This window comes from Halomonas borealis (assembly GCF_004798905.1).
GTDB lineage: Bacteria > Pseudomonadota > Gammaproteobacteria > Pseudomonadales > Halomonadaceae > Halomonas > Halomonas borealis.
On the sequence record NZ_SDMO01000004.1, the window covers coordinates 200,152 to 225,919 of the forward strand.

Annotated in this window: 25 protein-coding genes and 2 tRNA genes; 15 read left to right on the top strand and 12 right to left on the bottom strand. The window is 66.5% G+C overall.

All coding sequences use genetic code 11. The annotated features are described in order from the left end of the window. The first annotated feature begins 138 nt into the window (after positions 1-138). From ETC07_RS06435 to ETC07_RS06455, 5 genes are all read left to right on the top strand, one after another. The gene (locus ETC07_RS06435) at positions 139-1,125 is read left to right on the top strand and encodes a Bug family tripartite tricarboxylate transporter substrate binding protein (protein ID WP_136247676.1); all 987 of its coding nucleotides are present in this window, start codon (positions 139-141) and stop codon (positions 1,123-1,125) included. Next, positions 1,125-1,577: a tripartite tricarboxylate transporter TctB family protein gene (locus ETC07_RS06440; protein WP_136247677.1), complete on the top strand. Its 453-nt coding sequence runs from the start codon at positions 1,125-1,127 to the stop codon at positions 1,575-1,577. Before ETC07_RS06435 ends, ETC07_RS06440 begins: the two co-directional genes overlap by 1 nt. Next, positions 1,577-3,100, top strand: coding sequence for a tripartite tricarboxylate transporter permease (locus tag ETC07_RS06445; protein WP_136247678.1), 1,524 nt, complete (start codon positions 1,577-1,579; stop codon positions 3,098-3,100). The genes ETC07_RS06440 and ETC07_RS06445 overlap by 1 nt, the downstream gene beginning before the upstream one ends. A gap of 163 nt (positions 3,101-3,263) precedes the next feature. Next, positions 3,264-4,715 (top strand): phospholipase D family protein, encoded by a 1,452-nt coding sequence (locus ETC07_RS06450; protein WP_306462088.1) that lies wholly within the window; start codon positions 3,264-3,266, stop codon positions 4,713-4,715. A 90-nt stretch (positions 4,716-4,805) separates the two neighbouring features. Then, complete coding sequence (locus ETC07_RS06455; protein ID WP_136247679.1) at positions 4,806-5,024, top strand: lipopolysaccharide assembly protein LapA domain-containing protein; 219 nt, start codon at positions 4,806-4,808, stop codon at positions 5,022-5,024. An 8-nt stretch (positions 5,025-5,032) separates the two neighbouring features. Here the strand turns inward: ETC07_RS06455 and ETC07_RS06460 are convergent, their stop codons facing one another. Beyond that, a complete protein-coding gene (locus ETC07_RS06460; protein ID WP_136247680.1) occupies positions 5,033-5,962 on the bottom strand; it encodes a YihY/virulence factor BrkB family protein in 930 nt (309 codons plus the stop codon). 232 nt (positions 5,963-6,194) lie between these two features. Between ETC07_RS06460 and ETC07_RS06465 the strand changes: the two genes are divergently transcribed. The 3 genes from ETC07_RS06465 (at position 6,195) to dcd (ending at position 8,900) form a co-directional block, all read left to right on the top strand. Further along, entirely contained in the window at positions 6,195-7,286 is a 1,092-nt protein-coding gene (locus tag ETC07_RS06465) for a coiled-coil domain-containing protein (RefSeq protein ID WP_136247681.1), read from the top strand. A 151-nt stretch (positions 7,287-7,437) separates the two neighbouring features. Next, complete coding sequence (gene apbC, locus ETC07_RS06470; RefSeq protein ID WP_136247682.1) at positions 7,438-8,244, top strand: iron-sulfur cluster carrier protein ApbC; 807 nt, start codon at positions 7,438-7,440, stop codon at positions 8,242-8,244. Between the two features lie 89 nt (positions 8,245-8,333). Next, positions 8,334-8,900, top strand: a complete 567-nt coding sequence (gene dcd / locus ETC07_RS06475) for a dCTP deaminase (protein WP_136247683.1) — start codon at positions 8,334-8,336, stop codon at positions 8,898-8,900. Between the two features lie 156 nt (positions 8,901-9,056). On the opposite strand, the gene purN is transcribed toward dcd, so the two are convergent. Beyond that, positions 9,057-9,797, bottom strand: coding sequence for a phosphoribosylglycinamide formyltransferase (gene purN, locus ETC07_RS06480; RefSeq protein WP_136247684.1), 741 nt, complete (start codon positions 9,795-9,797; stop codon positions 9,057-9,059). Then, positions 9,794-10,867 carry a phosphoribosylformylglycinamidine cyclo-ligase gene (purM, locus tag ETC07_RS06485; RefSeq protein ID WP_136247685.1) on the bottom strand — a complete coding sequence of 358 codons (1,074 nt, stop codon included), beginning with the start codon at positions 10,865-10,867 and terminating at the stop codon, positions 9,794-9,796. The genes purN and purM overlap by 4 nt, the downstream gene beginning before the upstream one ends. A gap of 141 nt (positions 10,868-11,008) precedes the next feature. Here purM and ETC07_RS06490 point away from each other — a divergent pair, with 141 nt between their 5' ends. Together ETC07_RS06490 and hda are read left to right on the top strand one after the other, a co-directional pair. Then, positions 11,009-12,085, top strand: coding sequence for an AI-2E family transporter (locus ETC07_RS06490; protein WP_136247686.1), 1,077 nt, complete (start codon positions 11,009-11,011; stop codon positions 12,083-12,085). Next, the gene (gene hda / locus ETC07_RS06495) at positions 12,082-12,783 is read left to right on the top strand and encodes a DnaA regulatory inactivator Hda (RefSeq protein WP_136247687.1); all 702 of its coding nucleotides are present in this window, start codon (positions 12,082-12,084) and stop codon (positions 12,781-12,783) included. Before ETC07_RS06490 ends, hda begins: the two co-directional genes overlap by 4 nt. Before the next feature lie 18 nt (positions 12,784-12,801). Here the strand turns inward: hda and ehuB are convergent, their stop codons facing one another. Both ehuB and ETC07_RS06505 read right to left on the bottom strand, forming a co-directional pair. Continuing rightward, positions 12,802-13,680 (bottom strand): ectoine/hydroxyectoine ABC transporter substrate-binding protein EhuB, encoded by an 879-nt coding sequence (ehuB, locus tag ETC07_RS06500; RefSeq protein WP_136247688.1) that lies wholly within the window; start codon positions 13,678-13,680, stop codon positions 12,802-12,804. Positions 13,681-13,771: 91 nt separating this feature from the next. Then, positions 13,772-14,344: a carboxypeptidase-like regulatory domain-containing protein gene (locus ETC07_RS06505; RefSeq protein ID WP_240724576.1), complete on the bottom strand. Its 573-nt coding sequence runs from the start codon at positions 14,342-14,344 to the stop codon at positions 13,772-13,774. 145 nt (positions 14,345-14,489) lie between these two features. Between ETC07_RS06505 and ETC07_RS06510 the strand changes: the two genes are divergently transcribed. Then, positions 14,490-15,869 (top strand): class II fumarate hydratase, encoded by a 1,380-nt coding sequence (locus ETC07_RS06510; protein ID WP_136247689.1) that lies wholly within the window; start codon positions 14,490-14,492, stop codon positions 15,867-15,869. A 27-nt stretch (positions 15,870-15,896) separates the two neighbouring features. Here the strand turns inward: ETC07_RS06510 and ETC07_RS06515 are convergent, their stop codons facing one another. The 5 genes from ETC07_RS06515 to phnD all read right to left on the bottom strand — a co-directional run bounded on the left by ETC07_RS06515 (position 15,897) and on the right by phnD (position 20,607). Then, entirely contained in the window at positions 15,897-16,961 is a 1,065-nt protein-coding gene (locus ETC07_RS06515; RefSeq protein WP_136247690.1) for an endonuclease/exonuclease/phosphatase family protein, read from the bottom strand. A gap of 163 nt (positions 16,962-17,124) precedes the next feature. Beyond that, entirely contained in the window at positions 17,125-17,934 is an 810-nt protein-coding gene (gene phnE, locus ETC07_RS06520) for a phosphonate ABC transporter, permease protein PhnE (protein ID WP_136247691.1), read from the bottom strand. Then, a complete protein-coding gene (gene phnE / locus ETC07_RS06525; RefSeq protein ID WP_136247692.1) occupies positions 17,928-18,743 on the bottom strand; it encodes a phosphonate ABC transporter, permease protein PhnE in 816 nt (271 codons plus the stop codon). The genes phnE (ETC07_RS06520) and phnE (ETC07_RS06525) overlap by 7 nt, the downstream gene beginning before the upstream one ends. Continuing rightward, complete coding sequence (phnC, locus tag ETC07_RS06530) at positions 18,730-19,527, bottom strand: phosphonate ABC transporter ATP-binding protein (protein WP_136247693.1); 798 nt, start codon at positions 19,525-19,527, stop codon at positions 18,730-18,732. The genes phnE (ETC07_RS06525) and phnC overlap by 14 nt, the downstream gene beginning before the upstream one ends. 78 nt (positions 19,528-19,605) lie before the next feature. Beyond that, positions 19,606-20,607 (bottom strand): phosphate/phosphite/phosphonate ABC transporter substrate-binding protein, encoded by a 1,002-nt coding sequence (gene phnD, locus ETC07_RS06535; RefSeq protein WP_136247694.1) that lies wholly within the window; start codon positions 20,605-20,607, stop codon positions 19,606-19,608. A 173-nt stretch (positions 20,608-20,780) separates the two neighbouring features. Here phnD and ETC07_RS06540 point away from each other — a divergent pair, with 173 nt between their 5' ends. Then, positions 20,781-21,326 (top strand): histidine phosphatase family protein, encoded by a 546-nt coding sequence (locus ETC07_RS06540; RefSeq protein WP_240724577.1) that lies wholly within the window; start codon positions 20,781-20,783, stop codon positions 21,324-21,326. Between the two features lie 34 nt (positions 21,327-21,360). Here the strand turns inward: ETC07_RS06540 and glpD are convergent, their stop codons facing one another. Together glpD and ETC07_RS06550 are read right to left on the bottom strand one after the other, a co-directional pair. Then, entirely contained in the window at positions 21,361-22,875 is a 1,515-nt protein-coding gene (gene glpD, locus ETC07_RS06545; RefSeq protein WP_136247696.1) for a glycerol-3-phosphate dehydrogenase, read from the bottom strand. Between the two features lie 135 nt (positions 22,876-23,010). Then, positions 23,011-23,769: a DeoR/GlpR family transcriptional regulator gene (locus ETC07_RS06550; RefSeq protein WP_136247697.1), complete on the bottom strand. Its 759-nt coding sequence runs from the start codon at positions 23,767-23,769 to the stop codon at positions 23,011-23,013. A 210-nt stretch (positions 23,770-23,979) separates the two neighbouring features. Between ETC07_RS06550 and glpK the strand changes: the two genes are divergently transcribed. The 3 genes from glpK to ETC07_RS06565 all read left to right on the top strand — a co-directional run bounded on the left by glpK (position 23,980) and on the right by ETC07_RS06565 (position 25,767). Further along, positions 23,980-25,488 (top strand): glycerol kinase GlpK, encoded by a 1,509-nt coding sequence (glpK, locus tag ETC07_RS06555; protein ID WP_136247698.1) that lies wholly within the window; start codon positions 23,980-23,982, stop codon positions 25,486-25,488. 104 nt (positions 25,489-25,592) lie between these two features. After that, positions 25,593-25,669 (top strand) — tRNA-Val (locus tag ETC07_RS06560). A 21-nt stretch (positions 25,670-25,690) separates the two neighbouring features. Further along, positions 25,691-25,767: transfer RNA gene (locus ETC07_RS06565), tRNA-Val, on the top strand. The last annotated feature ends 1 nt before the right edge of the window (position 25,768 follow it).

Genomic DNA, 25,768 nt, shown 5'->3' on the forward strand with positions numbered 1-25,768 from the left:
GCATTGACCCCCATGGAGGAGCGGCCTAGTTTTCGCTCAGGGGAACGATGTTCTGCCTTACAGAATTGTAAGGCAGTCGTCAGCCACCCGCAAGCGACACCTTCACCGTCAACGACAATCTCCTAGGGGATAACAACAATGTCTGTGAGAACGCCACTCAAGCTCGTCGCCGTCGCCGCCTTCACCGTGAGCGCCGGTTCCACCCTGGCCTTCGAGCCGCAAGGCAAGGTCGAATGCATCGCCCCGGCCGACCCGGGGGGTGGTTGGGACTTCACCTGCCGTAGCGTCGGCAATGTCATGGAGGAGCTGGACCTGGTGCCTGCCAGCGTACAGACCATCAACATGGCCGGTGCCGGCGGTGGCGTGGCCTACGCCCACACCGTGAGCAAGCGCGCCGGCGATGACCAGCTACTGGTGGCCGCGTCGACGGCCACGACCACCCGCCTGGCGCAAGATCAGTTCCCGGGCATGAGCGCCGACATGGTCAACTGGGTCGGCGCGCTGGGGGCCGACTATGGTGTCATCGCCGTCGCCGATGATTCCGAATACGACGACCTGCCCGAGCTGATGGAGTCCCTCAAGGATGACCCGCGCAGCGTCAAGTTCGCCGGGGGCAGTGCCAAGGGCGGCTGGGATCATCTCAAGGTACTGATCGCCGCCCAGGAAGCCGGCGTCGAGAGCCTGCCGCGCATCCCCTACCTGTCGTACAACAATGGCGGCGAGGCCATGACCCAGGTGGTCGGCGGTCATGTCGATGCCTTCACCGGCGACATCACCGAGGCCCAGGGTTTCATGGACTCCGGTGACCTGCGCGTGCTGGCGGTGTTGTCGGAGGAGCGGCTGCCGGGCGAGTTCAGCGATATTCCTACCGCTCGTGAGCAGGGCATCGATGCCATCGGGCCGAACTGGCGCGGCTTCTACATGCCGGCCGACGTGCCGGAAGAGGCCCGGCAGTATTGGATGGATGCCATGGATACCCTCTACGAGAGCCAGGAATGGAAGGACGTCATGGCCAGCAACGGCCTGATGCCGTTCCACATGAGTGCCGGTGAGTTCGAGCAATTCGTCAACGACCAGATCGCCGACATCCGTCAACTCTCCCAAGACATCGGGCTGATCCAGTAATGACCTTCAACGACCGCATCTTCGGGGTCCTGTTGATCGCCCTGGCCGTCGCGTACGGCTGGGGTGCTACCCAGTTTCCCGAACCGTTCGGCGGGGCCGAAGGCGTCGGCCCGGAGACCTTTCCCTATCTACTGGCATCGGTGCTGGTGCTCTCCAGCCTCTATCTGATCGTGCGGCCGGACCCGGATAATGCCTGGCCGTGGAGCCGTACCGGGGTAGAGCTGTTGATCGCGGTGGCGGTGCTGATCGTCTATACCGCGTTGCTGCAGTCGCTGGGCTTCATCCTCAGCACCCTGCTGGCGGTGGGGACCCTGTGCTGGCGCATGGGTGCCACGCCGCTCAAGGCCTATGTCACCGGCGGCGTGGCCGGCGTGGCGGTGTTCGGGCTGTTCAATTTCGCCCTGGATCTTGCGCTGCCGCTGGGGCTCTTGTCCTTCCTGGAGGTGAGCTGATGGAGACCCTGGGTTACTTGATCGATGGCTTCGGCGTCGCCCTGGCGCCGCACAACCTGATGTTCGCCCTGCTCGGGGCCTTCCTCGGCACCTTGATCGGGGCGCTGCCCGGCCTCGGGCCGGCCAACGGCGTGGCGATCCTGATACCGCTGGCCTTCTCGCTGGGGCTGGCCCCGGAGACCGCGATGATCATGCTCACCTCGGTCTACGCCGGGGCGATGTATGGCGGGCGGATCTCCTCGATCCTGCTCAATATCCCCGGTGACGAGCCGGCGATGATGACCTGCCTCGATGGCTACCCGATGGCCCGCAAGGGCAAGGCCGCCGAGGCGCTGGCGATCTCCGCGGTGGCATCGTTCATCGGCAGCCTGATCGCCACGGTAGGCCTGATCCTGCTGGCGCCGGTGCTGGCCCGATTTGCCCTGACCTTCGGCCCGGCCGAGTACTTCGCGCTGTTCCTGCTGGCCTTCGCCACCCTCGGCGGCATCACCGGCAAGAACCCCGTCAAGACAGTGGTCGCGGCCTGCCTGGGTCTGATGATCTCCACCATGGGCATCGATAACACCGGCGTGCAGCGCTATACCTTCGGCGTGCTGGAGCTTTATGAAGGCATCGACTTCATCATCGCCATCGTCGGCCTGTTCGCCATCTCCGAGCTACTGTTCTTCATCGAGGACAAGGCCGGCGGCGGTAAGGAGAAGATGACCGTCAACAAGCTGTCGCTGAAGTGGGCCGATATCCGCGGCATCCTGCCGTCGAGCCTTCGCGGTGGCGTGCTGGGCTTCATCGCCGGGGTGTTGCCGGGCGCGGGCGCCTCGCTCGGCAGCTTCATCGGCTACACCCTCGAGAAGAAGGTGGTGGGTCGCAAGGGTACCTTCGGTGAAGGCGATCCGCGCGGCGTGGCCGGCCCCGAGGCCGGTAACAATGGCGCCTCGAGCGGCGCGCTGGTGCCGATGCTGACCCTCGGCGTGCCGGGCAGCGGCACCACCGCGGTGCTGCTGGCGCTGTTGATCTCGCTGAACATCACCCCCGGGCCGCTGATGTTCACCCAGAACGCGGACATCGTGTGGGGCGTGATCGCCGCGCTGCTGATCGGCAACTTCCTGCTGCTGTTGCTGAACATCCCGCTGGTGGGCATCTTCGTCAAGCTGCTGTCGGTGCCGCCGAAGTACCTGTTGCCGGTCGTCACCATGGTGGCCTTCGTCGGCATCTACTCGATCAGCAATAGCGCCTTCGACCTGTACTTCATGGTGGCTTTCGGCGTGGCCGGCTATGTCTTCCGCAAGCTGGAGATTCCGTTGGTGCCGATCATCCTTGGTCTATTGCTTGGGCCGGAGATGGAGAAGAACCTGCGTCATGCGATGGACATCGCCGACGGCGACTGGACCATCCTGTGGGACAGTGGCCTGGCCATCGGCCTGTGGGTGTTCGCCGGGCTGGGATTGATCCTGCCTTATATCGTCGGCCCGCTACTGCGCCGGCGCATGAAGGCGACCACCGAGACCGGAGGGCCGGGCGACTAAGCGCCTGGGCCGGGTAGCGCGCAGCATGACGGGGCGTCGGCCATGTGCCGGCGCCCCGTCTCGTTGGTGAGCCGGTACGCTGCGCCAGGCTCGGCCTCGGGCTATGCTGGCGGGCACCAAGCCGCGGCGGGTATCGCCGGCGGCGAGTGCCGGAGAGGATGAGATGAGTGGGATGACACGACGCCGCAAGTGGCCATGGGTGCTGGCTGCGCTGATGCTGGCCTGGCTGGCGATGGGGACCTGGCAGCGCTACAAGCCGCTGCCGGACGGTGTCGGCCAGGCCCACCCGTTGCGCGTCGCGGTGTCGCCACGGTTGCTCACCGACGAGACCTGGTACGACGCCGCGGGGCAGCGCCATCGGCGTCAGGCGATCTTCGACGAGGCGCTCTCGATGATCGGCCAGGCACGCCGCCTGGTGGTGGTCGACATGTTCCTGTTCAACGACTTCGCCGCCGATTCCGGGCCGGGCGATTTCCGGCCGCTGTCCGACGAGCTTACCGCGGCCCTGGTGCGTCAGCGGCGCCGTCACCCCGGGTTGCGCGCGATCCTGATCACCGACCCTGTGAACACCCTCTATGGCGGGCTTGCGCCCGAGCACCTCGAGCGCCTGCGCGAGGCCGGCGTGGAGGTGGTGATCACCGATCTTGAGCGACTGCGCGCCTCCAACCCGCTGTGGACGGGGCTCTGGGCGCTTGGGCCGCGCTGGTTCGGCAACCGGGCTACGGCCGGCTGGCTGCCCAATGCCCTGGGGCCGGGGGAGGTCACCCTGCGTAGCTACCTGGCGTTGGCCAACGTCAAGGCCAACCATCGCAAGACCCTGGTGGTCGATCAGGGCGATGGCTGGGCGGGGCTGGTGACCTCGGCCAACCCCCACGATGCCAGCAGCCTGCACGGCAACGTGGCGTTGCGTGTCGAGGGCGCGGCGGCCCTCGACTTGCTGGCCTCGGAGCGCGTCGTGGCGAGCTGGTCTGGCGTGACGGTGCCCGGGCCGGCGCCGCCGCCGTCCGCCGAGGACGACGCCTCCGGGGCTCGCCTGCAGCTACTCACCGAGGGGGCGATCCGTGAGGCGCTGATCGACGCCGTGGCGAAGGCTGGGGAAGGCGACCGGCTCGCTGTGGCGGTCTTCTACCTGGCCCATCGCGGAATGATCGACGCGTTGCTCGCCGCACACCGTCGTGGCGTCGAGGTGCGGGTGCTGCTCGATCCCAACCGCGAGGCCTTCGGCCTCGACAAGGGGGGCATTCCCAACCGGCCGGTGGCCGACGAGCTGGTCGCCGCCGGCATTCCGGTGCGTTGGTGCGCCACCCGTGGCGAACAGTGCCATACCAAGCTGCTGATGCGTCACCCCGCCGAGGGCGGCGAGGTCGAGTTGATCCTCGGTTCCGCCAACTTCACCCGGCGCAACCTGGACGACCTGAACCTGGAGACCAGCGTGCGTCTGTTGGGGCCGCCGGACCTGCCGGCCCTGTCCGATGCCGAGGCGTTCTTCGCGCGTCGCTGGCAGGCCACGCCGGAGCGTCTCACCAGCCTGCCCTATGCCGACGCCGAGGCGTCAAGCGGGTTCGACCGATGGCGTTACCGGCTGATGGAGGCGACGGGGCTTTCGACCTTCTGAGCGTGAGCGGCTGGCCTTTGACAGCCGTGCCAGGGCCGATCAGCCTGGGAATGGCCGGCGGGCGATCCGCTATCACGAGGGAGAGAGGATATGGAGCGATTGTGGCTGGGAGTGAAGCTGGTGCTGCTGGCGCTGGTGTTAGTGCTGATCGTGCAGAACCTGAACCTGGTCGAGGTGCGGCTGCTGACCTGGAGCTTCACGCTGCCGTTGGCGCTGCTGATCGCCGCCCTCTATCTGTTGGGGATGCTCAGCGGCCGCAGCCTGATGGGCCTGGTACGGCGTCTGCGTGGCCGGCGGGATGGCCGCTGAGGCATCGCTCAGTCCACGCGGGAGATGGCTCGATGGCGTGAGTCCAGGTGCCAGGGCAGGCCCAGGCGGGCGTTGCGCTCAAGCTCGGCGATCACCTGGGCGCCGAGCAGCAGGATGAGGGCGCCTACCTCGAGGGTCAGCAGGACCACGATCAGCGTCGCGAGCGAGCCGTAGACGGCGTTGACGAACGACAGGTGGGCGAAGTAATACACCAGCAGCAGGCGGGCGCCCTCCCATAGCAAGGCGGCGACGAAGCCACCCGCCAGGGCGCGCCGCGGGGCGACCTTGACCAGCGGCAGCACCTTGTAGATGGCGCTGAACAGCAGGAAGACGCCGGCGAAACTGGTCAGGTTCAGCGCCGTATCGGAGAGCCCTGCCAGGGGTAGCTCCCTGCCCAGAAGCGCCATCCACAGCGTATTGAGTCCATCCGCCAGGCTGACCAGCAACGTCAGCGCCATCAGCCCCGCACCCAGCACCAGCATGAAGGCGTAGGGCATCAGCACCGAGACCCAGGCCGAGCGTCTGACGTGTGCCTCCGGGGCGTGGAAGATGATCGCCAGGGCGTCTTCCAGCATGCGGAAGGCGAAGGAGCTGAACAGCAACAGTACCGGCAGGCCGAGAAAGCCGATCGCCTCGCGCGAGTCGAGCAGGGAGCGCACGGCGTCGAGCAATACCTCGGCGTGAGCGGGTGTCAGATGGCGCGCCTGGATGGAGAGCAGGGTCAGCAGCTGTTGCTCGTCGACCACCCGCGCGAGCAGCACCACCAGCAGCGCGAATAGAGGCACGATCGACAGCAGGATGTTGTAGCCCACGCCACCGGCCAGCAGCAGGCCGCGATTGTGCAGGAAGGTGACGAGCACCCGCCAGGCGAAGCGTGCCACGCGGCTGACGAGTCGCCAGGCGCGGCGTTGGGGGGATCGTGCCGGGGTGTCGGACATGGGCGAGCCGGTCGGGAATCTTCCGGCATGATACGCTGTTCGTCGCGATCCGCGTCAATCGTCTCGTTGCATCCCACGCCGACGGCGTGCCTGGGCGCCTCGCTAGAGGTCGCAGATGATGCCAGGGGCCGCTCGGGGGTGTAGGCTGAATCGTCCCATCGCGCATGGCCCGGGAAGGGGAGGACCATGCTTATCGACCCATGAAGGGAGCAAGCCGATGTCAGAGAATTCCATGCGACAGCTCTTCCAGGACAACCGCGTCAAGGGGCTGGCCGCCGTTGCCGTCGTGGCCGTCATCTGGGCCCTGTTCGCGCAATCCAGCGCGAGCTCCAGCAACGACGCGCGTCATTCCCTGGAATCGCGCCTGGACACGACCCAGGCCGAGAACGAGACCCTCAAGAGCCAGGTGGCCGAGCAGGAGGCGGCGCAATCCGAGGTCGAGGCACTGCAGGCGCGTACCGACGAGCTCGAGCAGCAGCGTCAGGCGGCCGAGGCGGAACGGGAGAGCGTGATCGCCGAGGTGGAGCAGGCCAGGTCACGGCTCACCGACGTCAACGAGGCCCTGGAACCCGTGCAGGCGAAGGTCTCCGAGGCCGAGCAGAAGCTCGAGGAGCGTCAGGCATCCCTGGACGACCTGCAGCAGCAGGTGGATGACGCCACTCAAGCGCGTGACGAGGCTCAGGCGGCCCGCGACGAGGCCGTGCAGGCGCGCAAGCAGGCCGAGCAGCAGCGCGAGAACCTGTCCGAGCAGGTCGCCGAGCTGGAGCAGCGCCAAGGCGAACTCGAGGCGTCGCTTGACCCGTTGCGCGATGAGCATCAACAGCTTCAGGCCCAGCGTGATGATGCCGCCAGCCAGCTGGAAACCGTGCAGACCCAGCTTCAGCAAGGGCGCGAGGAACTGGCGGGGCTCGACTCTCGGGTCGAGGCGCGTCACCAGCAATTGGCGCGACTCGAAAGCGAGCTGGCCGGTTGGCGCGATGCCCTGGCCGACCTGGACACCGAGATGGCATCGGCCGGCGATAGCGCCGCCCCGCAGGACGCATCGCAGGATGGTGAGCCCGCGGCATCGGCCGCCGAGTCGAGCGATGGCTCGACGGCTAATGCTCAAGGTGATGAACCAGCGGCGTCGTCCGGTGAGTCGAGTGAGGATCCGCAGGCCGGTGCTCAAGGTGACGAGCCAGCGGCGTCGTCCGGTGAGTCGAGCGAGGATCCGCAGGCCGGTGCTCAAGGTGACGAGTCAGCCGTGTCGTCCTCCGAGTCGAGCGATGGCTCGCAGGGTGAGGCGTCCGTCTCGAGCGATGACGAGAAGCCCCAGCAAGACTGAGACCGGGGCAGCAGTCGACGAGGGGTGCGCTCAGGCGCACCCTTTGTCGTTCATGGGCATCGGTGACGTTGCATGATGCGGTGAGCGGGCGGGTATACTGGTCTCACCCGACCCTCAGGAGGTCGGCCCCAACTGCAGGAAGGAGCGAGTCGTGATCGAAGGGGTCAAGAATATCGTCGCCGTGGCATCCGGCAAGGGCGGCGTGGGCAAGTCCACCGTGACCGTGAACCTGGCCCTGGCGATGGCCGCCGAGGGCCATCGTGTGGGCATCCTGGATGCCGATATCCATGGGCCCAGCCAGGCCAGGATGCTCGGCGTCGACGAGGGCGCGCGGCCCGAGTCGGCGGGCGAGAACCTGATGAAGCCGCTGCGCGCTCACGGCTTGCAAGCCATGTCGATGGCCTTCATGGTCGATACCCGCGAGCCCATGGTGTGGCGTGGCCCGATGATCGCCGGTGCCTTCCAGCAGCTGCTGACCCAGACCCAGTGGGACGACCTGGACGTGCTGTTCGTCGACATGCCGCCGGGGACCGGGGATATTCAGCTGACGCTGGCGCAGAAGGTGCCGGTGGACGGCGCGGTGATCGTCACCACGCCGCAGGATATCGCCCTGCTGGACGCCCGCAAGGGCATCGAGATGTTCCGCAAGGTCAACGTCCCGGTGTTCGGGATCGCCGAGAACATGAGCCTGCATCACTGCTCGAACTGTGGTCACCAGGAGCCGATCTTCGGCGAGGGCGGCGGTGAGCGCATCGCCGCGGAGTACGACACCCAGGTGCTGGGGCGGTTGCCGTTGACGCTGTCGATTCGCGAGCAGGCCGATGGCGGCGAGCCCAGTGTGGTCGCCGAGCCTGACGGCGAGATCACCGCGACTTTCCGCGCCATGGCGCGCCGGGTGGCCGAGCAGCTCGAGGCCGCCTCGGGCGATGCGGGCCCGGATATCTCCTTCAGCGACTGAGAGCGCGTGTGGCGTGAGCCGTGACGCTTGCCGCCGTGGCCGCTATCATGGCGGCCCTTTCGTTTCGATTCCACCCAGCAGGACGACCCATGAGCATCAAATCCGACCACTGGATCCGCCGCATGGCCGAGCGGGAAAGCATGATCGAACCCTTCGAGGCCGATCAGGTGCGCTATGTGAACGACCGGCGGGTGATCTCCTACGGGACGTCCAGCTACGGCTATGACGTGCGCTGTGCCGACGATTTCAAGGTGTTCACCAATATTCATTCGGCGGTGGTGGACCCCAAGGGCTTCGACGACAACAGCTTCGTCGACGTCAAGGGCGATGTCTGTGTGATCCCGCCGAACTCCTTCGCCCTGGCGCGAACCGTGGAGTACTTCCGCATCCCGCGTAGCGTGCTGACCATTTGCCTGGGCAAGTCGACCTATGCGCGCTGCGGCATCATCGTCAATGTCACGCCGTTGGAACCGGAGTGGGAAGGCCACGTGACCCTGGAGTTCTCCAATACGACCAACCTGCCGGCCAAGATCTACGCCAACGAGGGCGTGGCCCAGATGCTGTTCCTCGAGTCCGATGAGGTCTGTGCGACTTCCTACAAGGACCGTGGTGGCAAGTATATGGGGCAGAAGGGTGTGACCCTGCCGCGCACCTGACCGCGCCGAGCGCCCAACAACAAGAAAACCCCGAGGCCGAGGCCTTCGGGGTTTTCTTTTGCGTCGGGCGATCTCACGCTGCTGTTTTGCAGCTTGCAGCTTGCAGCTTGCAGCTTGCAGCTTGCAGCTTGCAGCTTGCAGCTTGCAGCTTGCAGCTTACTCCTCGATATCCTCGTCCAGCTCCTCGGCCGCGTCGGCATGAGACATGCGCAGCCCGTGGGCGGGCAGCGGCATGTTGTCGAAGCGGGCATCGCCGTCGCCGAACCGTAGGCGGCCCTCCAGGCACCACTTCACCGCGATCGGGTAGATCAGGTGCTCGCGGGCATGGACCTTGTCCTTGAGGCTGTCTTCGGTCTCGCCTTCGGCCACCTCGACGGCCGCCTGCAGCAGCACCGGGCCGCCATCCATCTCTTCGGTGACGAAGTGCACGCTGCAGCCGTGTGCGGCGACGCCGTCGGCGAGCGCTCGGGAGTGGGTGTGCAGGCCGGGGTAGGCCGGCAGTAGCGAGGGGTGGATATTGATCAGCCGCCCCAGGAAACGCTGCACGAAGCGTGGCGTCAACAGGCGCATGAAGCCGGCCAGTACCACCAGGTCGGGCTCGTGGCGCTCGATGACCTTGATCAGGGCGCCGTCGTAGGCCTCGCGATTCTCGTATTCGCGATGGGGCAGGGCGACGGCATCGATGCCGGCCTCGCGGGCGCGCTGCAGGCCATAGGCGTCGGCCTGGTTGGAGACCACCGCGACGATCTCGCCGCCCAGGCGGTCGTGGACCTGCTCGTCGATCAGCGCCTGGAGGTTGCTGCCGTTGCCGGAGATCAGCACCACTACCCGCCGGGCGTCGGCGGGCTCGGGGGTGAAGTCCTGCAGGGTGTCGTTGCTGTAGTCGTTGTCGCTCATCCTTTCAGGCTCTCCAGCTGGACTACCTCCTCGTCGTCGCCGCGGGGGACGATCTCACCGATACGATAGACCGTCTCGCCGAGGCCCTGAAGATGGGCGCGGGCCTGGTCGGCCTTGTCGGCCGGCACCGCGATCACCATGCCGATGCCGCAGTTGAGCACGCGATACATCTCGTGTTCTTCGACATTGCCCTGCTGCTGCAGCCAGTCGAACACCGCCGGGCGCTCCCAGCTGGCGACGTCGACGCGTGCGGCGGCGCCTTCGGGCAGCACGCGCGGCAGGTTCTCGGTGAGGCCGCCGCCGGTGATGTGCGACAGCGCGTGCACCGGCACGTCGGTCTCCTTGAGCAGCGACAGCAGCGGCTTGACGTAGATGCGCGTCGGCGCCAGCAGCGCCTCGCCCAGCGACTTCCCGTCGATGGCGGTGTCCAGCGAAGCGTCGGAGACCTCGAGGATCTTGCGGATCAGCGAGTAGCCATTGGAGTGGGGGCCTGAGGAGGCCATGCCCAACAGCACATCGCCCTCGGCGACTCGGCTGCCATCGAGGACCTCGTCCTTCTCGACCACGCCGACGCAGAACCCGGCCAGGTCGTAGTCATTGCCCTCGTACATGCCAGGCATCTCGGCGGTCTCGCCGCCTACCAGGGCGCAGCCGGCCTGCTCGCAGCCCTTGCCGATGCCGGTCACCACGTCGGCGGCGATGTCCACATCGAGCCGGCCCGTGGCATAGTAGTCGAGAAACATCAGCGGTTCGGCGCCGGCGACCACCAGGTCGTTGACGCACATGGCCACCAGGTCGATGCCGATGGTGTCATGACGCCCCAGGTCCATGGCCAGGCGTAGCTTGGTGCCCACGCCGTCGGTGCCGGAGACCAGCACCGGCTCACGATAGCCGCTGGGGAGCTGACACAGGGCGCCGAAGCCGCCCAGGCCGCCCATTACCTCGGGACGGCTGGTACGCTTGGCGACGCCCTTGATGCGGTCGACCAGCGCGTTGCCGGCATCGATATCGACGCCGGCGTCCTTGTAGCTGAGGGAGGCGCCGTTCGGGGGAGTGGTGGAATCGGTCATGGCCTGTCCTGTATGAACATTGCGGTCGATAAGGCCCGCGGCGCTGTCGGCGACGCCGGGCTGGGCAAGATGGGGCGTGAATTGTAGCATCACGACGCACGGCTCGCACCGCCGTGCCGGGCATCACACAGGGAGAGCGAGATGCGCAGACAAGGGTGGGTCCTGGCCGTCACGGCGGCACTGGGGCTGTGGTTCTTCATCAGTATCGAGCCGGTGCTGATGCCGTTTTTCATCAGCATGGTGCTGGCCTATCTCGGCGACCCGCTGGCCGATCGACTGGAGGACAAGGGCCTGTCGCGGCGGCTGGCGGTATCGGTGGTGTTCCTGCTGTTGACGCTGGTCATCGTGTCGACGCTGGTGCTGGTGATCCCGCTGCTCGGTCGCCAGGTCGGTCAGCTGGCGCAGCTGCTGCCGGTGGCCCTGAACTGGGTGCAGGTCACGGTGTTGCCCGAGATCCGTAGCCTGACCGGGATCGACCTGGGGACCGACTTCGAGCAGCTGCGCCAGACGCTGCTCGACAACTGGCGCGAGACCGGCACCGTGGCCGCGACCCTGCTGGCCAAGGTGTCCCAGTCGGGGTTGGCGGTGGTCGCTTGGGTGGGCAACCTGGCATTGATTCCGGTGGTCACCTTCTATCTGCTGCTCGACTGGGACGTGCTGGTGGCCAAGCTGCGTGGCTCGCTGCCGCGCCCGTGGGAGCCGGCGGTGACGCGCCTGGGGAAGGAATGCGACGAGGTGCTGTCGGCCTTCCTGCGCGGCCAGCTGATCGTGATGCTGTGCCTGGGCATCATCTATGCGCTCGGCCTGACCCTGCTGGGCCTCAAGTTCGGGCTGTTGATCGGCCTGCTCTCGGGCCTGGCCAGCATCGTGCCCTACCTGGGCGTGATCGTGGGCATCAGCGTCGCCGGTCTGGTGGCCTTCTTCCAGTTCGGCGACTGGCTGATGCTGCTCGCCGTGGCGGGGATCTTCGGCTTCGGGCAATTGGTCGAGAGCCTGGTGTTGCAGCCCAAGCTGCTCGGCGACAAGATCGGGCTGCATCCGGTGGCGGTGATCTTCGCCGTGCTGGCCGGCGGCCAGTTGTTCGGTTTCACCGGCATCCTGCTGGCGTTGCCGGTGGCCGCCATGGCGATGGTGGTGTTGCGTTATCTTCACGAGCGTTATAAAAACAGCACACTTTATGATGCGGGTCACGGTCCCCAGGACGAGGAGTCACCATGAGTCGAGCACCCGCGCAGCTCCCGTTGGGCGTGGGGCTGCGTGACGACGCCACCTTCGCCAACTTCCACCCTGGCCCCAACGCGACCCTGGTCGATCGTTTGAAGCGGCAGTTGGATGACGACGGCGAGCCGTTTCTGTATCTATGGGGAGGCGAGGGTGTCGGGCGCAGCCACCTGTTGCAGGCCGCCTGTCACGCGGCCTCGGATCGCGACCGGCGTTCGCTCTATCTGCCGCTGAAGGAACTTGGCCATTTTCCGCCGCTGATGCTGGAGGAGGTGGAGCGGCTCGATCTGGTGGCGATCGACGACATCGATCGTGTGGTGGGGCGCAAGCGCTGGGAGGAGGCCCTGTTCCACGCCTTCAACCGCCTGCGCGATGAGGGCCGTCGGCTGATCATCGCCGCCGAGGCGCCGCCGCGTCAGCTGGCGGTCAAGCTGCCTGATCTGGCCTCGCGGCTGACCTGGGGGATGACCTTCCATGTTCAGGGGCTCGGCGACGACGACCGTCTGGCCGCCCTGCAACTGCGCGCGCGGATGCGCGGCATGCAGCTGCCCGACGAGGTGGCACGCTATATCCTGCATCGCGGCCCGCGCAAGCTCGAGGCGCTCTTCGAGGCGCTGGGAACACTCGACCGTGCCTCGCTCTCCGCCCAGCGCAAGCTGACCATTCCGTTCGTCAAGCAGTCGCTGGATTGGTAGGCCGACGGCGAGCCGTGTTCACCGTGGCGGGCCACACAGCCACCGGGCGTCGAAACGGAAGGCGTTGATGACGTCGTCCTGAGTGAAGCCGTTGTCGGTCAGGGTGTCTTCCCAGGCCTGGGTGTTACGGTAGTCGAGTAGTACCTCGTCGAAGGCGTCGCGAAGCGCCGTTGCACCCTCGGGGAAGGCGAAGGCCCCCCAGCTACGCACGATCTCCCCATCGATCTTTGGGTCCTCGAAGTTCTGGACCACCTCGACCTCGGCGCTGCGCGCATCCAGCTGGCTCACCGTGAGCCCGGTGCCGGCGTAGGCGTCGGCCGCGTCGTCGAGCAGGGTGTCGATGGCCGCCGCATTGTCGTCGATGGTCACCATGCGCTCATCCGGCACGCCCAGCGTCGCCATGATGTCGACCTGGGTCGCGCCCGCGAGTACCGCGACGCGGATATCGTCACGTTCGGCGAAGTCGGCGTAGCCATCGATCTCGAGAGGGTTGGCGGCACGCACCAGCAGGCCTTCGCCGTAGGAGGTGTTGGGCGCGGAGAACAGCACCCGCCGGCAGCGTTCGGGGCGAATCGCCATCTCGGCGGCGGCCATGTCGAAGCGGTCCTCCTCGAGGCCGGGGATCAGCTCGCCGAAGGGGGCCACCACCCACTCGATGTCGTCGATGCCGAGCTCGCCGAGGACGTGACGCGCCACCTCGGGCCCCGGCCCCTGACCCTGGCCGTCGTCGTCCAGATACCCATAGGGCGCCTCGTTGGCCACCGCGACGCGGATGCTGCCGCTTTCCTGCAGCTCGGCGAGGTCGGCGGCCTGTGCCGAGCCGGCGATGGCCAAGGCCAGCGGCAATGCCCAGCCGGCCAGGGGCCGACGGCCGAATCCGTGCGTGTTCCTCTCCATGTCGTCTCTCCCGTCCGGGCTCGCGACGCGCACGCATCGCGAGCATCGCCTTCAGGGTAGAAGGCGGCTCGTCGGCGCGCCATCGCTGTGCTCAGCGGTTCAGCTGCAGCTCGCGATGCTGGCCCTCGGACAGCGAGACCTGATGGATGATGATGCGTCGCCGCCCGTCACTGGGGTCGACCAGGCTAGCGGAGACATAGAAATTGCCGGCGGGCAGGCCGCGCAGCACGAAGTAGCCGTCGGCATCGGTGCGGGTGGTGTGGGTATAGGCGCGGGCCCGGGGGTCGGCGGGGGCCACGCTGCGCCCGGCCAGGGCCTGCTCGGCGGCTTCGGCGGAATAGGTGGTGATCGGGGCCACCGAGACCGTCTGCGCGTCGCCGGCCACGCTGCCTGCGGCGGTGTCCAGGGTCAAACGGCCGCTGAGCGCGGCGTTGCCGGTCTTCTCCAGGTCGGCGTACTCGTCGGCGGGGAAGGCCACCTGGCGCGGCACGCGTCCCTCGCTCGAGGGTGTGGCGTCGGGGGCCTCGCCGCCGATGTCGATCACCTCGGCGGGCTCGCGTCGCGTGGCGCCGTCGGGGGGCAGCATCTGGCAGCCGCCAAGGATCATGCCCAGCAGGATGGGCAGGCAGGAACGCGGCATGGCGCGCTTCGTGTCGCTCGTCATTGCACTCTCCCATGAGGGGGTTGGCCCTGTGCGGGGGAAAGCTTAACGCAAACGGCGCGCGAAAGGGCCCTCGCCACGGCGATGCCTTGCAAGCCGGCGGGTGCGCCACCATGGTGTAAGGAGGCCATCAGCGAAGGAGCGTAACATGAGCGAACATCGCATCGAGCGCGACAGCATGGGCGAGCTGGAGGTTCCCGCCGGTGCTCTCTATGGCGCCCAGACCCAGCGGGCGGTGAATAATTTCCCGGTGTCCGGCCAGGCGCTGCCGTCGCGCTTCATCCATGCCATCGCCCGCATCAAGCTGGCGGCGGCCCGCGTCAATCGAGATCTCGGGTTGCTGGACGCGGCGCGCGCCGAGGCGATCGTCGCCGCCGCCGAGGCGGTCGTCGCCGGCGATCACGACGATCAGTTCCCGGTAGATGTCTTCCAGACCGGTTCGGGCACCTCCAGCAACATGAACGTCAACGAGGTGATCGCCCACCTGGCCAGCCGCGACGGCCTGACGGTGGGCCCCAACGATCACGTCAACATGGGGCAGTCGAGCAACGATGTCATTCCCACGGCGCTGCATCTCTCTGCGGCCCTGGAGGTGGCCGGCGAGCTGCGCCCGGCGTTGGTGCACCTGCACGAGACCATCGACCGACGGGCCGTTGAGCTCGACGCGGTGGTGAAGACCGGCCGTACCCATCTGATGGATGCCATGCCGCTGCGCCTGAGCCAGGAGCTCGGCGGCTGGTCGAGCCAGATCAGGCAGTCCATCGAGCGCTTCGACAGCGCCATGCTGCGCCTGTGTCGGTTGGCCCAGGGGGGCACGGCGGTGGGCACCGGCATCAACGCGCATGTCGAGTTCGCCGACCGCATGGCGCGGGAACTCAGCCAGCAGACCGGGCTGTCGCTCTCCCCCAACGACAGCTTCTTCGCAAGCCTGGGCAGCCAGGACGCGGCGGTGGAGCTCTCCGGTCAGCTCAAGGGGCTGGCCTGCACGGTGATGAAGATCGCCAACGATCTGCGCTGGATGAATGCCGGGCCTCTGGCCGGGCTCGGGGAGATCGAGCTCGAGGCGCTGCAGCCCGGCAGCTCGATCATGCCGGGCAAGGTCAATCCGGTGATCCCCGAGTCCGCGGCCCAGGCCGCGGCCCAGGTCATCGGTCATGATGCGGCGGTCACGGTGGCCGGTCAGAGCGGCAACTTCCAGCTCAACGTGATGCTGCCGCTGGTGGCGCACAACCTGCTGACCTCGATCACCCTGATGCGCAACACCGCCTGGTTGCTGGCCAATCGCGCCATCGCCACCTTCACGGTGCGCGAGGAGCACCTCAGCGAGCCGTTGTCGCGCAATCCGATCCTGGTGACCGCGCTCAATTCGGTGATCGGCTACGACGCAGCGGCGGCCATCGCCAAGCAGGCCTACCAGGCGGGGCGGCCGATCCTCGAGGTCGCCGAGGAGCAGACCGAGCTCGGCCGTGAGGAGCTCGAGCGGCTGCTCGACCCGGCCGCCTTGACCCGTGGGGGAATCCCCGGCTAGTTGGCGTGCCCGGGCCGTGCGGCGGCGTCAGTCGTCCTGCTCGCGCTCCCGGGCTTCGTGCATGGTGTCCACCGCGTCATGATGTTCCTCGGTCGTCGCCGTGGGCGTGTCGTGCTCGTCGGCTCGGGACGGCCGATAGCAGAGGGTGGTCAGGATGGGGAAGTGATCCGAGCCGAAGCCTGGCAGGCGGCGCATTTGCTTGAGGGTGAAATGCTCGCTCGAGAAGACGTGATCCAGAGGCCAGCGCAGCAGGGCATGCTGGGCGTGGAAGGTGCTGAACATGCCGCGCCCGCGACGCGGGTCGAGCATTCCGCTGACCCGGCAGAACAGCCGCGTGCTACGCGACCAGGCTACATCGTTGAGGTCTCCCGCCACCACGGTGGGCACCGGGTGGCGATGGATGTGCTTGGCGATCAGCATCAACTCGCCGTCTCGCCACAGCGACTCTTCGCTCTCGCTGGGCGCCGGCGGGCGCGGGTGCAGGGCGTGGAAGCGGATATGATCGCCGCTTGCGAGTTCGATACCGCAATGGATGGAGGGAATATCGTCCTGGATCAGCCATTGGACTCGCGGGTCGACGAGGGGGCGGCGCGAGTAGAGGTGCATGCCGTAGAGGTTGTCCAGCGGCACGCGCACGGCATGGGGCCAGTCGTCGCCGAGCCCGGTGTCGAGACGCTTCCCCCACCAGTCATCGGATTCGAGCGTCAGGACCAGGTCGGGATCCTGGGCGTGGATGATCGCCAGCAGGGCGTCGCTGTCGCGGTTGGAGGTCAGCACGTTGGCCACCAGCAGCGACAGGCAACGGTCGGGACGATCGTCGTGGGCGCGTGCCACCTGGACGGGCCAAAGGGGCGTCCAGGGCAGGATGTAACGCAGCTGGATGAGCAGCACCGTGCTTCCCACAGCGGCGATCCAGGGCGTCATGCCCGGCTCGGCCAGGGGCGATGCGAGCGCGCAGACGGCGCCGCCCAGGGCGATCTGCAGTCGCGGAAACTCGCAGGCCCGTAGCCACCACCAGTGCCCGGGGACCCGCGCGATCAGGCTTGCCAGCAGCAGCAGGACCGCGATCCCGCCGAGCAACCATCCGAGCATGGGTATCGTCTCCAGCGTGATTCGTAGAAGGGGCGTGCCGTCACGCCCGCAGCCTACGTGATTGATCTTGCCCCGGGTAGCCGGCGCCGGGCTATCGCGGTGGCCGAACGTCGGGTGCGACACATGGCCAACCCAGCCCCTGACGACCGGATAGGCCTGGCGGCTAGATCACCTTGCGGCGCAGCAGGCCCGTTACTGCCTCGCCGACCAGCACCAGGGCGATGATGGCGATCAGGATAGTCGCCACGGTGGGCCAGGCGAAGGTGTCGATGGCGCCTTGCAGGATCATCCCGATGCCGCCGGCGCCCACCAGCCCTAGCACCGTGGACTCACGGATGTTGATGTCCCAGCGCAGGATGACGATGGCGAAGAATGCCGGCATCACCTGGGGCACCACCGCGTAGGCGATGACCTTGGCCTTGGAGGCGCCGGTGGCCTCCATGGCCTCCACCGGACGGCGGTCGATCTCCTCGATGGCCTCGCCCATCAGCTTGCCGATGAAGCCGACCGAACGGAACATGATGGCGAGTATCCCCGCCAGCACCCCGGGGCCGAAGATCGCCACGAACAGCAGTGCCCAAATGATGGTGTTCACCGAGCGGCTGGAGACCAGGATGAAGCGCCCCAGCCACAGGCAGGCGCGGTTGGGCGTGGTGTTCTGGGCGGCGATGTAGGAGACCGGCAGGGCGATGAAGATGGTCAGCATCGTCGCCAGGGTGGCGATGTGCACCGTCTCGATCATGGCCGCGATGATCTCGGAGAGCCGGGCCGGGTCCGGTGGCCACATGCGCGCGCCGAGGCTCGAGATCTGGTTGGGGGCGTCCCACACCCAGGGCCAGAAGATATCGATGTCGCTGACCACCCAGATCACCACCATCAGGGTCAGAAGCATCGCGCCGTAGCGGATCAGTTGCTGCTTGGGGTTGTGCCGTCGCCAGATGCGTTCGGCCAAGAGGTCGGCATCGTCTACCATATCTTCTTCCTTACCCAGCCGCTGACGCCTTCACTGGCGAGGATCACCGCGATGATCACCAGCAGGATGGCGAAGGCGAAGTCGTAGTCGTAGCGCCCGAAGGCGTTCATCAGGGTGCTGCCGATGCCGCCGGCCCCCACGATGCCCACCACCGCGGAGGCGCGCAGGTTGCTGTCGAGCTGATACATGGAGAGCCCTACCTGGCGGGGCAGGATCTGCGGGAACACGGCGTAGCAGAGCGTCGCCAGGTAGCCGGCACCGGTGGAGCGCATCGCCTCCACCTGTCCCCAGTCGATCTCCTCGATCTCCTCGGCGAGCAGCTTGCCGACGAAACCAATGGAGTAGAGGGTCAGGGTCAGGATCCCCGCGAGCGGTCCGAAGCCCACCGCCGCCACGAACAGGATGGCGACGATCACCGGGTGGAAGCTGCGCGAGACGATGATCACCGCGCGCCCCAGCAGATAGATGGGCAGGGGGGCGACGTTGCGGGCCGCCATCACCGCGAAGGGAATGGACAACAGCACGCCGAGCAGGGTCGCCAGGATGGCGATCTGCAGGCTCTCGGTGAAGCCGGTGAGCAGCAGGTCGAAGCGCGACAGGTTCGGCGGGAAGCCGCCGCCGAAGATGCGTGCCGCCCGGGGCAGCCCCTCGCTGATGCGCTCCCAGTTGAAGGGCAGGGTGCCTAACGCCCAGACCAGGTATACCACCAGCACCACTAGCAGCCCATAGCGCACCCACGGATTGGCGATGAAGGGCGGCTTGCGCCAGGTGCGTGGCGGTGCGGACGCCTCGCGGTCACTCTTGGCCATCGCTCACCTCCTCCGCGGCGGGTGGGGCGAGCTCGTCCTCCGGCGCCTCGATGCCGCCGTAGATGGCGTCCAGGGCCTCCTTGTCGAAGTCCGCGGGGGAGCCGTCGAAGATCATGGTGCCGTGGCGCAGCCCGACGATGCGGTCGGTATAGCTCCTGGCCTGGGCCACGTTGTGGATGTTGATCAGCACCGGCAGCGACAATTCGCTCGCCAGGCTCTGCAGCAGCACCATGATTTGCTCGGAGGTGCGTGGGTCGAGCGAGGCCGTGGGCTCGTCGGCGAGCAGCACCTCGGGCTCCTGCATTAGCGCCCGCACCACGCCCACGCGCTGGCGCTCGCCGCCGGAGAGCTCATCGGCGCGCTTGTTGGCGTAGTGGGCGATGCCTACACGCTCCATCAGCACGAAGGCGCGTTCGATGTCCGCGTCCGGGTAGCGGCGGGTGATGGCCTGGAAGAGGTTCACGTAGCCGAGCCGCCCGGCGAGCACGTTCTCCATCACGGTGAGGCGGTCGATCAGGTTGAAGCCTTGGAAGACCATGCCGATCTTGCGCCGGGCCCGGCGCAGCTGGCCGTGGCGCAGCGTGACCAGCTCGGTGCCGTTGAGCTTGATCGAGCCCGAGGTGGGCTCCACCAGGCGGTTGATGCAACGTAGCATGGTGCTCTTGCCGGCGCCGGAGGCGCCCACGATCGAGACGACGCTGTTGTCTTCCACGGTCAGGTCGAGCCCCTTGAGGACCGGCTCGTCACGACCGTAGCGTTTGATCAGGTGGGATATCTCTAGCATGTGGGGTCCGTCGAGAAAGGGTCACCAAGACGACGGCGCCGGCCTTCCCGGAAGGCCGGCGCCGCGAAGTCGCGAGGGCTACTGGAGGTTGTCGGGGGTGTACTCGACGCCGTTGGCATTCTGGATGGTGCGGATGACCTTCCAGTTGTCCTGATAATTGATGGGGATGAACTTCTCGACGCCCTCGAACTCATCGCCGAGCTCGGTGCCCGCGAAGTCGAAGCTGAAGAAGGCCTCCTCGATCTTGTCGACCAGGTCCGGGTGGAGGTCATGGGCGTAGTTGTAGGAGGTGGTCGGGAAGCTGTCGGATTCGTAGATGATCTTCACGTCCTCCGGATCATAGAGGCCGCGGGCGGCCATACGATCGACCACTTCCGAGGCCACCGGGGCGGCGTCGTAGTCCTGGGCCACCACGCCGAGCATCGACTGGTCGTGGCTGCCGGAATAGACCACCTCGTAGTCCTCGCCGGGCACGACGCCCATCTCCGGGAACAGCGCCCGTGGGGCCTGGTTGCCGGAGTTTGAGGTCGGCGATGTGTGGGCGACCCGCTTGCCCTCGAGGTCTTCCATCTCGTCGATACCGGAATCGACGTGGGTGTAGAGCTGCAGGGTGTAGCCGAAGCGCCCGTCGTCGGCGCCCATCAGGGCGAAGGGCACTGCGCCTGCCAGGTTGACGGCGAAGGGCGTGGGGCCGGTGGAGAAACCGGCGATGTGCAGGCGGCCGCTGCGCATGGCCTCGACCTGGGCCGAGTTGGACTGCACGGCGAAGAAGTGAACATCGCGTTCGGTCACCGCCTCGAGGTGCTCGATGAACGGCTGCCAGATGTCGGAGTAGATGGCCGGATCCTCGACCGGGGTGTAGGCGAAGATCAGGGTGTCCGGATTGGCCCACTTCGATTCGTCGGCGGGGCGGTCGGCGACCATGTCGCCATTCTCGTCGCAGTAGATCTCGGCCAGGGCACCGCGCTCGCATCCCTCTTGCGCCTGGGCCTGGCTCGCCAGCAGGGCTAACGGCAGCAGCGTGGACAGGGCGAGGGGGACAAGCGGGAAGGTGCCGGATCGGGCGAAAGAGTGGATCATGGGGTGCCTCACGATTATTGTTCTGGCGCATTTGTTTTGTTGAATGTTCGGATATCGACATGGTGATTCGCCGATGATTGAATCCGAATACTCACCATCAATCTAGGGTTTGTCACGAAACCATGTCAAATACTTTCCCTCCCGCTAGGGACTGGCGAAATCGCTATCTGCTGATGCGTCACGGTCACAGCCAGGCCAACCAGGAGGGGCGCATCATCAGCGCGCCGCCGCGCGGCCTGATGGAGTTCGGTCTGTCTCCTCGAGGGCGCGACCAGCTCGATGCCCTGTTGGCCGACTGGCGGTGGGCGAGCCCCCAGCGCATCCTGCACTCGGACTTCCGACGCACCACCGAGACCGCCGAGCGAGTCGCCATGCACTTTGGCCGGGCACTCGTCGCCGAGCCGCGCCTGCGGGAACGCCATTTCGGCGAACTCGAGGGGCAGAGCGATGCGCGTTATGCCGGGGTCTGGGCCCAGGACGCCAGCGACCCTGGCCGGTGTCGGGACGGCGTCGAGCCGGTCACCGAGGTGGCGGCGCGTATGCGGGCCGTGATCGATGAGCTGGAACGCGAGCAGCGCGGCGAGACGATTCTGCTGGTCAGTCACGGTGACCCGCTGCAGATCCTGCTGACCGCCCTGGAGGGGCGTGCGCTGAGCCGCCACCGGGAGCGTGAGCCCCTGGCGCCGGCCAGTATCACGATGCTGCCCGCCGCACCATGAAGTTGGGCGGTGGGGTTCGGGTGGCACCGCCGGGTCAGGCGGTGCGGGGGTGCGGCGCTATGGTAGGAAGCGTCGCCTCGAGATAATCGGCCAGCCGCTGTTGTTGGCCTGCGGTGAGGCGCAACGCCAGCTTGGTGCGCCGCCACAGGATGTCTTCGACGCGGCGCGCCCACTCCTGTTCGACCAGGTAGTCGACCTCGGCGGCGGTCAGGCCGGCGCCGAAGTCTTCGCCCAGCTCGTCGGGCGACGACTTGCCGGACAGGAAGTGCTGGCAGAGCGAGCCGTAGGTGCGCGAGAAGCGACGCGCCTGCTCCGACGTCAGGAAAGGGAAATCGTGGCACAGCTGGCGGTAGCACTCATCCTGGCTGGCGATATCGCCACCGGGAAGCGCCACGTCGGCCGTCCAGGCGGCACGCATGGAAGGGAGATAGGGCTCGAGGCTCGATAATGCCGCCTCGGCAAGCTTGCGATAGGTGGTGATCTTGCCGCCGAAGATCGATAGCAAGGGGGCGCCTTGGTGGTCGAGGTCCAGCGTATAATCGCGGGTCATGGCCGAGGGGTCGGCGGATTCATCGTCACACAGCGGGCGCACGCCGGCGAAGGTGCGAATCACATCGTCACGCGTGAGTGGCGTGGCGAAGTGGTCGTTCACGACCTCAAGCAAGTAGTCGATCTCCTCCTCGCTCGCCTCGACCCGAGCGGGGTCCCCTTGGTAGCGACGATCGGTGGTGCCGATCAGGCTGAAGTGTTGCTCATAGGGCAGCACGAAGACGATCCGTTGGTCGGTGTGCTGGAGGATGTAGGCGCGCTCGTCGGCGTTGCGCCTGGGGACGATGATATGGCTGCCCTGGATCATGCGTACGCCGTAGCGCGAGGTGCGCGGCGTCATGCCGCGGATGACGCCTTCCACCCAGGGTCCCGAGGCATTGACCAGCGTACGCGCGCGGCGGTGCAGGCGCTCGCCGCTGGCCAGGTCTTCCAGCTCGATGTCCCACAGGCCGTCGATCTCGCGCGCCGCGATGCAGCGTGTGCCGACCATGATCTCGGCACCGTGCTCGTGGGCCTGGATGGCGTTGAGCACCACCAGCCGAGCGTCATCGACCCAGCAGTCCGAATACTCGAAGCCTCGCGAGAGGTCATCGGACAAGCCCATCTCGGGGCTCAGGCGTAGGCCCCGGGAGGCGGGAAGGCGGCGGCGTTTGCCGAGATGGTCGTAGAGGAAGAGGCCGGCGCGCAGCATCCAGGCCGGGCGCAGGTGTGAACGGTGCGGCAGGATGAAGCGTAGCGGCCAGATGATGTGCGGGGCCTTGGCGAGCAGGATCTCGCGCTCGCGAAGCGCCTCGCGGACCAGGCGGAACTCGTAGTGCTCCAGGTAGCGCAGGCCGCCATGGATCAGCTTGCTGCTGGCGGAAGAGGTGGCGCTGGCCAGGTCGGCCTGTTCGCAGAGGCCGACCGAGAGGTCGCGCCCGGCAGCATCCGCGGCGATGCCGGCGCCGTTGATGCCGCCGCCGATCACGAATAGGTCCAGGATGTCGGTAGAAGTCGCCATATCGCGCTCCGGTCGGCACGGGGTCGTGTGAAGGTGATGGTCGAAAACGAAAATATAGTAATTGAAATCGAACATCAAGTGTCAACATGCCACCGCCGGCAAGCGTCGTGAGATCAGAGGAAGGCGCGTCGAGGATCAGGCGAGGTGCAGGGTGACGTCGTGCTCGCGCAGCAGCTCCGCGATGCGTTCCGAAGGCTGGCGGTCGGTGAACAGGGCGTCGAGCTGGGCGAGATTGCCCTGGCGAACGACCGGGTTACGCTGAAACTTGGAGTGGTCGGCGGCCAGGAAGACCTGGCGCGAGTTGTGAATGATCGCCTGGGCGACGCGGACCTCCTGATAGTCGAACTCGAGCAGAGAGCCGTCCTCATCGATGCCGCTGATGCCGATGATGCCAAAATCGACCTTGAACTGATTGATGAAGTCGATGGTGGCTTCGCCGATGATGCCGCCGTCTCGGGAGCGAACCTGGCCGCCGGCGACAATCACGTTGAAGTCTTCCTTGCGCTGCAAGATCGCGGCCACGTTGAGGTTGTTGGTGATGATCTCGAGGGCGTGATGGTCCAGCAGGGCCTCGGCGATGACCTCGTTGCTGGTGCCGATGTTGATGAACAGCGAGGCGTGGTCGGGGATGTGGCGGGCCAGCAGGGTGGCGATGCGCTGCTTGGCCTCCAGGTTGAGGCTCTTGCGCATCGAGTAGGCGGTGTTGACCGTGCTGGACTCGAGGCCGGCACCGCCGTGGACGCGCCTGAGCTGGCCTTCCTCGGAGAGCTGGTTGAGGTCGCGACGGATCGTCTGCGGGGTGACCGAGAAATGCTCGGTAAGCTGCTCGATGCTGGCGTAGCCCTGGCGACGCACGAGGTCGACAATGCTGTCTTGGCGCTTCTGTGGGGTCATGCTAACTCCTTGATGCCAGGGGGCACGTTATCCTGTGCGCCGTTTCAGGGCGATTCGATGCTCGAGATTTGCGGCTAAAGTCGTAGGCGATGGTCGATGCTGTCAATTGAGCGTCATCTGCCACTAGCGTAGTCTTTTGAACATAAACGAACATTTTTGTCGTGAAAAACGAAAACCTTCCTCGAGCCAACGATTCCAGGATGCTTCTTCATGGCCTCTTACCTGCTTGCCATCGACCAGGGTACCACCAGCTCCCGGGCGATCCTCTTCGACCGCGAGGGGCATAGTGTTGCGACGGCTCAGCGCGAGTTTCCTCAACACTTTCCCGCCGACGGCTGGGTCGAACATGACCCCGAAGATATCTGGGAGAGTGTGCTCGCGAGCTGCCGTGAGGTGATCGCCGACCAGGGGCTAACGATCGAGGAGATCGCGGGCATCGGTATCACCAATCAGCGCGAGACGACCCTGCTGTGGGATCGTGCCACCGGCGAGCCGCTTCACAACGCCATCGTCTGGCAGGATAGGCGTACCGCCGATCGCTGCCAGGCATTGCGCGAGGCGGGGCACGGCGAGCTGGTCCAGGCGCGCACCGGGCTGTTGATCGACCCCTATTTCTCGGCGACCAAGCTGGCCTGGTTGCTCGACAACGTCGAGGGGGCTAGGGAGCGGGCCCGGCGCGGTGAGCTGGCGTTCGGTACCGTCGACACCTTCTTGATATGGCGCCTCACCGGAGGGCGAGTGCATGTCACGGACGCCACCAATGCCTCGCGCACGGCGTTGTTCGATATTCACGCGCAGCGCTGGGACCCGGAGCTGCTTGCGCTGTTCGACATTCCGCAGAACTTGCTGCCCGAGGTGCGGGATTCCAGTGACGACTTTGGCCGAACCACGGCGGAGCTGCTGGGTGGCGAGCTGCCGATCGCCGGTGTCGCCGGGGACCAGCAGGCGGCGCTGATCGGCCAGGCCTGCTTCTCGCCGGGCATGGGCAAGAGCACCTATGGCACCGGCTGCTTCATGATCGTCAATACCGGCGAGCGCCCCGAGATCTCGCGCAACCGCCTGCTGACCACGGTCGGTTACCGGCTGAATGGGGTGCCGACTTACGCCATGGAAGGCAGCATCTTCGTCGCCGGAGCGACGGTCCAATGGCTGCGCGATGGCCTCAAGTTGTTCGACGATGCCGCCGAGACCGAGGCCCTGGCCCGCGAAACGCAAGGGCGGCACGGTGTGTATCTGGTGCCGGCCTTCACCGGCCTTGGGGCCCCCCATTGGGACCCCAAGGCCCGTGGGGCCATCCTGGGGTTGACCCGCGATACGGGGATCGCCGATATCGTGGCGGCCGGTCTGCAGGCCGTCTGCTATCAGACGCGAGACCTGCAGGCCTGCATGAGTGATGACATGCGGGCACCGCCGAGCACCCTGAGGGTGGACGGTGGCATGGTGGTCAACAATTGGTTGATGCAGTTCTTGGCCGACATGCTGGGCAGCCGGGTGGATCGACCCGGGGTCCTCGAGACCACCGCGCTGGGGGCGGCTTACCTGGCGGGCCTGCGGCTGGGGTGGTATCGGGATCTCGACGAGATCGCCGCGTTGTGGCGTTGCGAGCGTAGCTTTTCCCCGGCGATGGAGGAGGCCGAGCGGCAGCGCCTCTATAGCGGCTGGCTCGAGGCGGTGGATCGAGTGTGTTGTGAGCCGGACGATGCGCCGCCAACTGCCTGATCCGTCGTGACTTGCCGGCCTCGTGTCGGCGGAAAAGACTTGCATTTTTCCTCGGGGTGCGTAGAATACGCATCCGTTGTGAAGGCGAAGATCGCCGACGATGCAGGACCATAGCTCAGTTGGTTAGAGCGCCACGTTGACATCGTGGAGGTCGGCGGTTCAAATCCGCCTGGTCCTACCAGCACGACACGGCATCGATAGCAGGACCATAGCTCAGTTGGTTAGAGCGCCACGTTGACATCGTGGAGGTCGGCGGTTCAAATCCGCCTGGTCCTACCAG